The 12,024-nt window shown below is 70.8% G+C and carries 10 protein-coding genes; all 10 read left to right on the top strand.

The genetic code is table 11. The annotated features are described in order from the left end of the window. Positions 1–52 precede the first annotated feature (52 nt). The 10 genes from NLI01S_RS16140 (at position 53) to NLI01S_RS26070 (ending at position 12,017) form a co-directional block, all read left to right on the top strand. Positions 53–1,888 carry a hypothetical protein gene (locus NLI01S_RS16140; RefSeq protein ID WP_067605245.1) on the top strand — a complete coding sequence of 612 codons (1,836 nt, stop codon included), beginning with the start codon at positions 53–55 and terminating at the stop codon, positions 1,886–1,888. 99 nt (positions 1,889–1,987) lie between these two features. Continuing rightward, on the top strand, positions 1,988–5,314 hold the full coding sequence (locus NLI01S_RS16135) for a right-handed parallel beta-helix repeat-containing protein (protein ID WP_067605243.1): 3,327 nt from the start codon (positions 1,988–1,990) through the stop codon (positions 5,312–5,314). A 625-nt stretch (positions 5,315–5,939) separates the two neighbouring features. Beyond that, complete coding sequence (locus NLI01S_RS16130) at positions 5,940–6,401, top strand: hypothetical protein (RefSeq protein ID WP_223809266.1); 462 nt, start codon at positions 5,940–5,942, stop codon at positions 6,399–6,401. Further along, positions 6,395–7,267, top strand: coding sequence for a hypothetical protein (locus NLI01S_RS16125; protein WP_067605240.1), 873 nt, complete (start codon positions 6,395–6,397; stop codon positions 7,265–7,267). The genes NLI01S_RS16130 and NLI01S_RS16125 overlap by 7 nt, the downstream gene beginning before the upstream one ends. Before the next feature lie 40 nt (positions 7,268–7,307). Next, complete coding sequence (locus tag NLI01S_RS16120; RefSeq protein ID WP_067605238.1) at positions 7,308–7,982, top strand: SAF domain-containing protein; 675 nt, start codon at positions 7,308–7,310, stop codon at positions 7,980–7,982. Continuing rightward, entirely contained in the window at positions 7,982–8,728 is a 747-nt protein-coding gene (locus NLI01S_RS16115; protein WP_067605236.1) for a hypothetical protein, read from the top strand. The genes NLI01S_RS16120 and NLI01S_RS16115 overlap by 1 nt, the downstream gene beginning before the upstream one ends. Next, positions 8,725–10,083 (top strand): CpaF family protein, encoded by a 1,359-nt coding sequence (locus NLI01S_RS16110; protein ID WP_067605235.1) that lies wholly within the window; start codon positions 8,725–8,727, stop codon positions 10,081–10,083. Before NLI01S_RS16115 ends, NLI01S_RS16110 begins: the two co-directional genes overlap by 4 nt. Continuing rightward, entirely contained in the window at positions 10,071–10,928 is an 858-nt protein-coding gene (locus NLI01S_RS16105) for a type II secretion system F family protein (RefSeq protein ID WP_067605233.1), read from the top strand. Before NLI01S_RS16110 ends, NLI01S_RS16105 begins: the two co-directional genes overlap by 13 nt. Next, entirely contained in the window at positions 10,925–11,818 is an 894-nt protein-coding gene (locus NLI01S_RS16100; RefSeq protein WP_190318487.1) for a type II secretion system F family protein, read from the top strand. Before NLI01S_RS16105 ends, NLI01S_RS16100 begins: the two co-directional genes overlap by 4 nt. Before the next feature lie 22 nt (positions 11,819–11,840). Then, the gene (locus tag NLI01S_RS26070; protein WP_190318486.1) at positions 11,841–12,017 is read left to right on the top strand and encodes a hypothetical protein; all 177 of its coding nucleotides are present in this window, start codon (positions 11,841–11,843) and stop codon (positions 12,015–12,017) included. Positions 12,018–12,024: the final 7 nt, after the last annotated feature.

The following is a 12,024-nucleotide window of genomic DNA, read 5'->3' as shown; positions in this document are numbered from 1 at the left end:
CCCGACCCGACTTTTCACCATTTCCGAAGAAGACCGAAAGGACCAGTGGCACATGACCGAGAAAGCCGCGGGAGGGGATGTGTCGTCGGCACGCGCGTGCGAGGACTCCGATCCCTCCACTACGCAGGACACGGCGGCCGGCGCTGACGCCGCGCGGACGGCCGGCGAGTCCGGCCCCGCGGCCACATCCGGTGCCGCGTCTCCCACCGACGACGCGCACCCCGGTGCCGCCGACGGCCTGCTCCCCGGGGGAGAAGGAGACGGCGTTTCCTCAGTTCTCACGAATGGGACGCTGGGCCGGTCGGACGCCGAGACGGGCTCGGCGGTACCGGGCCCCGAGATTGCCGCGCAGTCCGACCCCCTGGATCCGCAGGGGACCGCGGCCGAGGCCATCCCGGACGCGAACGCCGCCGCTGTGGGCGCGACCGCGGCCGAGACCGACCCTGGGAGCAGGCTTGGGCGTCCGGGACGCCCGGTCCTCGCGTTCGCCGCGATCGCGGGGGTGGTGCTCATGGTCACCCCCTTCGCGGTCAACGAGACCTCCCAACGCCTGCCCGGCACCGAGTTCGATCTGGTCGACCAGGAGGGCGTGCTCGGCTACTTCGTACGGACGGACAACAGCGCGAGCGCTGAGAGCAACGCGATGGCCGCACAGCGCCCCTCTGTGCCGGGGTCGATGGCCGGAGTGGAGGAGCCCGCCCTTGACAGCGGCTACGTGCCCGAGGTGCTGTCACAAGAAGACCCCGAACAAGGCGGTGTTGAAGACACGGAGGGTCCGGGTTCCGATGACTCCGGATCGGAAGTGGGCGGTTCGCCCGATAGTGGATCGGGCGAACCGCCCGACGGTGAAGACTCCGACGCGTCGGGGGACGACCCGTCCTCGGGCCCGGGCGGTGAGGAGGAGAATGAAGACACCCGGGAATCCGGCTCCGATGGGAAGTCCGATGACTCCGGCGATTCCGAGATCGATGGAGACTCCCCGCTCGGCGACTTGCCGGATCACAACACCAACGGGCCCCTGGCCTTGATCGCCCCCGACGGCTCCGGCCAGGCCGATGACGCCGACGCGCCCGCCGAGGAGGCCGAGGAGGCCGACGACACCGATGGCGCCGACGCACCCGCCGACGACGAGAGAGACGGCGAACCCGCCCCTGAGGACGAAGGGCCCGGGACCGAGGAGGAGGCGCCTCCGGAGGCGCAGATCCTCGCCGAGCGGCGGCCCGTGTCCGTGGGCGAGCCCCTGAACACGGACGACGGGACCCCGCTGGCCGAGGTCCTTTCCCAGGAGGTCCCGGAGGAAGGGCGGTCTAGGGAAAAGGTGGACCAGCAGCCTTCGGCCAACGAGGAGCCCCCGCCGGAGTTCCGCTACGCCGAGGTGGCCGGGGTGGGCTGTGCCCCGAACGAGCGCATCGCCTACGGCACCGCAGGGGAGTTCTGGGAAGGGGACGGCACCCACAGTTGGGCCTTCGGGTTCGAGGGTGGTTTCGACACGGAGAACTGCGACGGCCGGTGGCACGCCATTCCGGTCTCCGGGGACCCGGACGCGCCGAACGGCAGGTACGCGTTCTGGACGTTCAACATCGGTTTCACGGACGCCCAATGTGAGATCTACGTTCACATCCCCGACGCGGAGAGCCCACGCTGGGTCGGGGGCGCCCCCGCCCAGTACCAGTTGCACCCGTCCGCGGACCCGTCGACCAGTGAGCCGTTCGCGTCCTTCACGGTCGACCAGGTCGCCGACAAGGGCGGCTGGGTGCACGTTGGCGCCTACACCCCGCCGGGTGACACCATCAGCGTGAAGCTCCAGAACAGTGGAGCCGACCAGATCGACGGCCAGGACACCAACGCCCATGTGGTGGCGTCGGCGGTCCGTACCCGCTGCAACTGATCCCCTACCGGGTGGGTCCGGCCTGTCGGCCGGACCCACCCCCGAACGACAACGGTGCCGCTCCTCGCGTGGGTAGCGGCCCGATGAAAGGACCCGGCGATGTCCCGACAGCTCCTCAAGGTCGCACAGGATGGCAGGGACGCGCACCCGACCATCCGTGCAGCCCTGGCCGCGGCCCGGAGCGGCGCGCTCATCTCCATCGCGCCTGGACGATATGAGGAGAGCCTGATGATCACCAAGGTGGTCACTCTCGCCGCCCAGAACGGGCGGGGCAGCGTCGAGGTCATCGCCGACTCCGGCTGCGTGGTCGCCTCCATCGCGGAGGCCGTCAAAATCACCGGTCTGGTCGTGCGCGGGCGTGACGGAGATAGGCCCACTGTCGACATCCCAGCAGGGCAGCTGGAACTGGCCGACTGCGAGGTGGACGGCTCGGCCTGGGCCGCGGTGGTGGTGCGCGACGACGGAGCGCTGGCCATGCGGGACTGCCGGGTCACCAACACCGGGGGCGCCGGGGTGGTCATCACCACCGGGCAGCCCACAGTCCTTGAGGACAGCACCATCGAGAACGTTGAGAGCACCGGTGTGGTCATCGGTGGCAAGGGCCGTCCCACCGTGCGCACCTGTACCATCCGTGACGCGCGCGGCAATGGTGTCTTCGCCAACGACCGCGCGGCCGGCTCTATCGCCGACTGCGAGATCACCGGTGTCACCAAGCCCGCCATCGTCCTGGACGACGATGCCACCACCACGATCAGTCGCGTGCGAGTCCACGACGTCGCCCAGGACGCGCTGCTGGTGTCCAGTAGCGGACGCCCCCGTGTCGAGGACTGCGCGTTCGAGGACGTCGGCGGACGCGGCATCGCCGTGCACAGCGGCGCCGACCCCCAGATCAGCGGGGTCACCATCACCCGTCCGACCACCGTGGGCGTGCACGCCTGGGGCAAGGCGCGCGGCATGCTGACCGGCTGCGCGGTGCACGACGCGGGGGAGGACGCGGTGCGCGTCGAGGACCGGTCCTCCACCGCGTTCGTGGAGATGACGGTGCAGGGCGGCGGGGGCGTCTTGGTCAGCGGGGGCAGCACCGCCGAGTTCGATCGCGGCCGGGTCGCGGAGACCACCGGGTCGGCTTTCACCATCGAGGCCGCCGCGCCGTTCCTGCGCGGCGTGTCCATCAGCGAGGCCCGCGGACACGGCGTGCACTTCGCCACCGAGAGCCAGGGCCGCGTCGAGGACGTCGGGATCGAGCGGGTCGGCCGCAGTGGCATCCAGGCCGGGACCGGGTCGCGCCCGCTGCTGAGCAACGTGCGGGTGCGCGCCGCCCGCGACAATGGCGTCACGGTCGCCACGGACGCGGTGGCCGACCTGCGGGACTGTGACGTGGCCGAATGCGGCGGTGACGGGATCTCCGTTCAGCCCGGTGGGGAGGTCACCGCGCTGCGATCGCGTATGCAAGGCGGCGGCCGCAACGGAGCGATGGTGGCCGCCGGTGCCCGCGCCGACCTGCGCCATTGCGAGGTCTTCGGCAACGTCGGCGACGGTGTCCTGGTTCACAGTGCCGAGGACGTCACACTGGACGCCTGCTCTGTACACGACAACCAGCGTGCGGGCCTGCGCCAGACGGTGCGCAGCGAGCGCGTGCGCGCCGAGGGGCTGGTCAGCGTCGCCAATGGCAGCCCCGACGCTTATGGTGAGTCGGCCGGCGCCCTCGCCCCGCCCCCGCTTCCGGCAGAGGCCGCCGAACCGCCCGGCTCCGGCGACGACGGCCTGTTGGAGGTGGATGGCCCGCTCGCCGAACTGGAAGAGCTGGTGGGCCTGGAGAACGTCAAGCACGAGGTCACCACCCTCGTCAACCGCAACCAGCTGGCGCAGCGACGGGCGGAGATGGGCCTTCCCTCGCTGAACATGGGCCGCCACTTGGTCTTCGGTGGCCCGCCGGGCACCGGCAAGACCACCGTCGCGCGCCTCTACGGTCGCATCCTCGCCGACCTCGACGTGCTGCGCTATGGTCACGTCGTGGAGGTGGCCCGAGCCGACCTGGTGTCGCAGTACGTGGGCGGCACCGCGATCAAGACCACCGAGGTGTTCGACAAGGCGCGTGGCGGCGTGCTGTTCATCGACGAGGCGTACACGCTCGCCACCCAACAGGACGGTGGCGGCAGCGGCGCGGACTTCGGCCGCGAGGCGATCGACACCCTGGTGAAGCTGATGGAGGACCACCGTGACGACGTGGTCGTCATCGCTGCGGGCTACACCGATGAGATGGCGCGATTCCTGGCCGCGAACCCGGGTATGGCGTCGCGGTTCAGCCGCACCATCGAGTTTCCCAACTACACGACGGACAACCTGGTCAGCATCGTCCAAAGGATGTGCGCGGTATCCCACTACGAGCTTTCGCCCGACACCGAGGTGGCTCTGCGCGGGTACTTCGACCGCATGCCCAAGGGCGCCACGTTCGGCAACGGGCGTACGGCCCGCCAAACCTTCGAGGAGATGGTCGACCGACAGGCGTTCCGGCTCGGCGCGACGGTCCCCGGTGACCCGGGGGAGCTGTCCCGTCTACTGCCCGAGGACCTCGGAGTGCGGCCGGCCGGACCGGACGGCGACGCCGACGGGGAGGACAGGCTCACGCGCCTGCGCGCCGAGCTGACCGAAATGGTGGGGCTGGCGCAAGTCAAGTCCACGGTGACCGATCTGGTCAACCTGATCGCGACCGGTCACCAGCGCCGCCGGATGGGACTGCCCGTACCGGTCATGAGCCACCACCTGGTCTTCGCCGGATCGCCCGGAACGGGCAAGACCACCGTGGCCCGGCTCTACGGGGAACTGCTCAACGCCTTGGGCGTGCTGCCCACCCCCCAGATCGTGGAGGCGGCCCGCGCCGACCTCGTCGGACGCTACATCGGTCACACCGCCCAGCTCACCACGGAGGTGTTCGAACGCGCGCGCGGTGGGGTGCTGTTCATCGACGAGGCCTACGCCTTGACCCCCCAAGGGGGCACCGGCGGGGACTTCGGCCAGGAAGCGGTGGACACCCTGGTGAAGCTGATGGAGGACCACCGAGACGAGGTGGTGGTGATCGTCGCCGGCTACACCGCCGAGATGAACCGGTTCCTGGCGTCCAACCCCGGCCTGGCCTCCCGGTTCAGCCACCAAGTGGAGTTCGCCGACTACTCCGACGACGAACTGGTCACCATCATCCTGCGTATGGCCGATTCCAACGGCTACGCTTGCGCGCCGGAGACCGTGGAACGGCTGCACGAGCACTTCGCCGCAGTGCCGCGGACGGCGTCGTTCGGCAACGCGCGCTACGCTCGGCAGGCCCTGGAGCGGATGATGACCCGCCAGGCAGGTCGGCTGGTGCACCTGCCCGACCCCACCCGCGAAGACCTCACCACTCTGGTACCCGAGGACGTGCCCGCGCCCTGAGCAACGCCTGGGGGAAGGGGATGCGGACCGGGGCCGGGAAGGCTCGCCGTTCGTGTGCCATCGCATGAACATGGCGGTGGCGGGGTGAGTGTGTTCGGTAAGCGCGCCGATGGTCCTTATGGTCGTGCCCGTGTTCCTCTCATGGAGAAGTAAGCGTGACAGGCATCACCTTTCGAGGGGGTGATCACCCCCTCGAAAGGTCGCCATCGAGGGTGATGCGGGCATCGGTGCGGCTGTGCTTGTTCGTGCCGCACCTTGGTGATGTGGGCTTTCCTCACCGGGAGGTCGGTTTCGGTGCCGGTCGACCCTGGCGGTGAAGATCGTCCTCTTGCGCGGTGGCGGGTTTCGGTTCTCAACGGGATCCGTTTTGTTGCGTGCTTTTCATCTGTTGGAGGGTTGTTGGGCTTCGTGTGTGCTGGGTAGGCTTTCGGCTGGCAAAGACATAACAAAACACACGGAAAACCACATCTGACTCGTTCCCGCTCCCCTGCTCCTGTCCCACGGGATGGAGCTCTCCGATCCCGCCCCCACCCCGCCTCGGTTCCGCATCGCCTGCGGAGTACATCGAAGGGATCAGGCCGCGATGAGTTCCGGCTCGGCCCATATGACGGCTTACGTAGCCGTTTTGCTCTTACTCTGTGTCACCGGTTGCTCCATAGCCGCCCCGGAGGCCGATGAAGCCCCCGACGCCGCACCCTCCACCGCTTCCCCCTCCGGTGAGGAGGAGGCCGCACTGGCCGCCTACACCGGGATGTGGGACGCCGTGGTGGCGGCCTCCCACGGGGACGAGGAGGCTTCACGCGCCCTCGACGACCACGCCGTCGGAAGCGCGCGCGAACTCATGCGCACGGCACTGGCCGAAGCGGCCGCCGGCGGCGAGACCGAGGGGGAACCCGTCTTGGACCCCGGCATCGACGTCGAGGGCCCCGAACGCGCGGTGGTCGACGACTGCGTCGACGACTCCGCCTGGGGAACCGGTGGGACCGGGGGAACGGCGGGAGCACGACGAGTGGACGCCACGCTCATCCACGACGGACTCGCCTGGCGCGTGTCCGAACTGCGCATCTGGGAAGCAGGATCATGTTGAGACCACTACCCCCCACGGCGGCCATGGCCGCCGCCTTGTTGGTGCTCGCCACCGTGAGCGCCGCATCACCCGCCCACGCCGACGACGGTTCCTTCCTCGGTAGTGTCGAGTGCGGGAGCTCCGGCGGCAACGGCTGCCAGATCCGGTTCCGGTGGCTGCTGGAGCACGGAGGGACCCCGGGCACACCCGGCACCGACGGGTCCGGCGGCGCCGACGCCGGCACCGGGTCGAGCGAATATGACCACGTCGATTGGGACGCCATCGACTGGGACGACATCGGTGTCGACTGGGAGAACGACATCGACTGGGACGCCATGGACTGGGAGGCCATCTTCGCCGAGGCGGAAGAGGGCGAGGAGGGCACCGACCCCTTCGCGACACTGGAGGAGGCCATGGCCTCCTTCGAACTCCCCGAACCGACGATCGCCACCTCCCCGGGCACCGACTCCCTGATCCTGGTCAACGCTCCGCTGTGGCTGTGGGTCGAGCCCGAGGGATGGGACGCCGAATCCGTCTCCGCCGAACTCGGCTCCGAGTCCCTGACCGTGACGGCGGCCCCCGTGCGCACCGTCTGGACCATGGGCGACGGCACCACCGTGGAGTGCGAGGGCCCCGGCACACCGTTCAACGCGACGACGCACGACGCCGACTCCGAGTCCCCGGACTGCGGGCACGTCTACACCTCCGCATCCGACACCTCCGACGCGACGGGTGAGGCCACCCGAACGGTCACCGTCCACGTGCTCTGGGACACCGAGTGGAGCCTCTCCGACGGTGCCGGCGGCGCCCTGGACGGACTCGTCAGCACCTCCGAGGTCGACCTCACCGTCCGTGAATCCCACGGGCTGGTCACGGACACCCAGTGACCACGGACACCCGGTAACACCGAGAAGAACTGAGACAGACGTGGTCGAGACAACGACGGCCCCGCCCCTCCGGGCGGGGCGTCCCGCACAACAAGCCCCCGCCGTACGGCTCTCCGGCGGAGGCCCCAAGCGCTGGCGCTGGCTGGTCCTGGCACTGACCCTGACGACGGCGGGCGCGCTCGGCGGGGTCCTCGCCCTGGAACGCATCGACGACCGGACCGGGGTCGTGGTCGCCGACGAGGACCTGTCCGCCGGCCATGTCCTCACCCTCTCCGACCTGCGCGTATCCGAGATGGCCATCTCCTCCGACATCTCCTTCGTGGACGCCGGACGCATGGAGGAGATCGTCGGGCAGACCCTCACCCTGCCCGTGGTCGAAGGAGGTGTCGTCCCCGAGGCCGGGCTCGGAAGTGACGCGGAGTTCCCCGAGACCGACCGGGCCCTGGTCGGCGCCACCCTCCAGCCCGGGCGTTTCCCCGCATCCCTGGGCGCGGGCGCCAACGTCTCGGTGATCGTCGGTGGCGGCGAGGAGACCGAGGAAGGTGCCCCCCAGGCCTACCTCGCCCTGGTACGCACCCTCACCCCCGACCCCGGGGTCGAGGGCGCCGTCAACGCCGAGCTGCTGGTCTCCTCCGCCGACGCCGCGCGCATCGCCGACGCGGCGGCGGCCGGGCGGATCAGCCTCGTTCAGGTCCACCCGCGCGGAGGGCAATGATGACCCGCACGGTCGCCCTCTTCTCCCTGGGCGGATCCCCGGGCGTGACCAGCGTGGGCATGGCCCTGGCCGGGGTCTGGCCGGGGGAGGAGCCCGGGGTCCTGATGGAAGCCGACCCCGCCGGTGGAGCGCTCTCCGTATGGCGGCGCGTCCCCACCGAACCCGGACTCACCAGTCTCGCCGCCGCCCTACGCCGGGGCAGCGCCGACCTGGAGGAGCACACCCAGACCCTGCCCGGCGGGCTGAGGGTCTGCCCGGCGCCGGTGACCGGCGAACCGGCCGAGGGCGCGGTACGCCTGCTGGGCCGTCAACCGCTGTCGTTCTCCACCATGGACGCGCCGGTCGTCGTGTTGGACCTGGGGCGCCTGACCACCTCCTCCCCGGCCCACGCCCTCGCCGCACGGGCCGACCACACGGTGCTCGTGGTCTCCGAAGGGCTCACCGAACTGCGTCGGGCCCGCGAACACCTGCTCGCCCCGACCTTCCCCGGCAACGACCTGCGCGTGGTCGTCTCGGGTGGCAGGGGCGGCGTGGGCGAGATCGCGGACGCCCTCGGCCCGGCCGTGTGGGGACGCGTTCCCGCCGATGACCGCTCGGCCCGGTTCCTACGGGGTGAGGGCGACCTCGCCCGCCCCCGGCGCCGCCCCCTGTTCAAGGCGGTGGGCGCCCTGGCGACGGAACTCGACGCCACCGAACCGGAGCGGCCGTCGCCTTCCGTGCCACGTGCGCCGGAGGTGACGGTATGAGCCACCCCGACGACATCGGAGTGTCCGACCTCGACCGTTTCCTCGACCCGGAGGCCGGCCGGAACGAGGCCCGATGGGTCGACTACGTGTCCGCCGAGACCGCCAAACGCATCACCGACGAGACACGCGGGGAGGACCCCGACACCCCGGCCGAGCATCGCGCCCGCGCCGACCGGATCATCGCCAACATCCTCGACGAGGAGGCGCGCGCCGCCCTGGCCAGGGGCCGCGCCCTGCTGGCCCCCGAGACCGAGGCCGCCATCGCCGCCGCCTCGCTCGCCCAGGTCACCGGGGTGGGGCCCCTCCAACCCCTGCTCGACGACCCGGAGATCGAGAACATCAACATCAACGGTGTGGACGCCTGGGTGCGCCTCGCCGACGGCACCCGCCGCCTGCACGAGGACTTGTTCGACGACGTCGACGACGTCGTGGTCCTGGTCCGCCGCCTGGCATCCGAGTCCGCGAGCGGAGAACGCCGCTTCGACCCGGGCGCGCCCATCCTCGACCTGCAACTTCCGGGCGGTGAGCGCCTCAACGCGGTCATGGCGGTCTCCCGCCAGCCGTCGGTGTCGATCCGCCGGCACCGGCACACGCATTCCTCGCTGCGCCGACTGGAGAAACTCGGCACCCTCGACCCCGCACTGGTGTCCCTGTTCCGGGCCGCCGTCGCCGCGCGCCGCAACATGGTCGTCACCGGAGGCACCGGCGCGGGCAAGACGACACTGCTGCGCGCCCTCGCCTCGGAGATCGAGCCGACCGAACGCCTGGTCACCATCGAGGACGTCTTCGAACTGGGCCTGGACAAGGATCGTGAGGCCCACCCGGACTGCGTGGCGCTGCAGTCGCGCCCCGCCAACATCGAGGGCGTCGGCGAGATCACCATCGCCGACCTGGTCCGCACCGCGCTGCGCATGTCACCCGACCGCGTCATCGTCGGTGAGACACGGGGCAGCGAGACCGTACCCCTGCTCAACGCCATGAGCCAGGGCAACGACGGCAGCCTCACCACCCTGCACGCGGCCGGCTCCGCGGGCGCCTTCACCAAGCTGGGTGCCTACGCCGCCCAGTCCGCCGAACGTCTGCCGCTGGAGGCCACCGCCTCCCTGGTGGCGTCGGCGGTGCACCTGGTCGTGCACGTGTCGGCCCTGCCCACCGGCGAGCGCAGGGTCACCAGCGTCCGCGAGGTCGTGGGCGCGGAGGGACAGAACGTGGTCTCCAACGAGATCTACCGCTACTCCTCGCGCCAGGGCCGCCTGGACGCCGCCCCGCCCAGCCCCGACACCCTCGACGTGCTCGTGGACCACGGCTTCGACCCGCAGGCCTTGTACGCACGGACGGCGGGGTGGGGCCGGTGAACACGCTCCTGCTCGCCACCGCCGGGGGCGTCGTCGGCCTCGGCGTGTTCCTACTGTGCTTCTGGGTGGCTCCACTACTGGCCGAGCGTGCCCGTGACCGTAGACCCCTGCGGCTCCCGCGCCCGGGCAAGGTCGTCTTCGCGGTCGCCGCCGGTGTGGGTGCCTGGTTCCTCACCGGATGGCCCGTGGCCGGGGCGCTGGCCGCCGCCGGACTCTGGTGGGCCCCGCAACTCTTCGGCGGCGACGCCGAACACAAGGAACAGGTCGAGGGGGTCGAGGCGGTCGCCGCCTGGACCGAGATGCTCCGTGACCTCATGGCCGGCTCCTCGGGCCTGCACCAGGCGATCGCGGCCACCGCGCCCATCGCCCCCGAACCGCTGCGCGAGGCCGTCCACCGGCTCGCCGACGACATGCGCGGCGGTCGTGAACCCCACGAGGCGCTGCACGTCTTCGCCGAGACCGTCGACAACCCCACCGGTGACCTGGTCGCCTCGGCCCTGTCCATGTCGGCCACCCGCCACGCCACCGACCTGGGCGTCCTGCTCGGAGCGCTGGCCGAGTCCGCCCGCGACCAGGCGGCGATGCTGGTCAAGGTGTCCGCGAGCCGGGCGCGGCTGCGCACCTCCTCGCGCATCATCATGGGCGCCACGCTCGGGATGGGGGCCTTCCTGCTCTTGTTCAACCCCGACTACCTCGAGCCGTTCGACGGCTTCCTCGGCCAGACCATGCTTGCGGGCATCGGCGCCCTGTGGGCCACCGCCGTGGTGTGGATGACGCGCATGTCCCGCTTCTCCCTCGGCCCGCGCGTCCTCGCCCCCGACCCGGCCAAGGAGGCCGCCCTGTGAACCCCGTGACCGCGGCGGCCCTGGCGGGCGCCGCACTGGGCCTGGCGCTGTGGGCGCTGGCGGCGGCCCGCTGGGCTCGGCCGAGCCTGGCCGAACGTCTGAGCGACCCCGAACCGACCCCCGTGGAAAGACCACGTCGACAAGAGGACGGGTTCCTCTCCCGGGTCGGTCGGGTGGGCGTTCCCCTGCTGCGAGCGGCGGGACTTCCCGGTCCCCGCGCCGTTCGGAACCTGCGCGTGTGCGACCGGGAGACGGGCGGCTACCTCGCGGAGAAGGTGTCCGGGGTCGTGGTGGGCCTGGTCTTCCCCCCGCTGGCCGGTATGCTCCTGGCCTCCTTCGGAGTGCTGCTCCCGCCCCTCGTATCCCTGCTGTCGTGGGCCGGCTTCCTCGTACTCATGTGGTTCGCCCCGGACCTGTCCCTCAACGACGAGGCGACCAAGCGTCGAGAGGAGATGCGTCGCACCCTGTCGGGCTTCGCCGACCTCGTGGTGGTCTCCCTCGCCGGGGGCGCCGGGGTCAGCGGAGCCCTCACCGACGCCTCCGCGCACGGCGGGGGATGGGCGATGACCGCCATCCGCGACGCACTACGGGAAGCGTCCCTCACCCGGACCCCGGCCTGGCGGATCCTGCGCGACCTCGGAGAACGCTACGACATCCCCGAGTTCGCCGAACTGTCCGCGAGCCTGCACCTGGCCGGCGCCGACGGCGCACGGGTACGCGGCTCCCTGGCGGCCAAGGCCAGGACCCTGCGCGTGCAGTTCCTCGCCGAGATGGAGGCCACCGCCCAGTCCGCGACCGAACGGATGAGTCTGCCCGTCGTCCTGCTGTTCACCGGGTTCCTAGTCCTGCTGGGCTACCCGGCCATGAGCCTCATCCTCTTCCAAACCTGACCCGCTCACCTGGAGAAACACCATGCAAGGCCTGTACGTCCGCATCCTCGCCGCGCTGACCCCGCCCAAGGACGACGGTGGCTACTCGACCGAGACCGTCATCATCACCGCGGTGCTCGTCGGTATCGCCCTCGCCGCGGTCGCCGCCATCGGCAAGGTCGCCACCGAGCAGATCGCCCTCATCGGCGGCGGCGAGTAGGAGCCAC

It is taken from the genome of Nocardiopsis listeri NBRC 13360, assembly GCF_001570765.1.
Lineage (GTDB): Bacteria > Actinomycetota > Actinomycetes > Streptosporangiales > Streptosporangiaceae > Nocardiopsis > Nocardiopsis listeri.
This window is presented reverse-complemented; position numbering and strand designations above follow the sequence as displayed.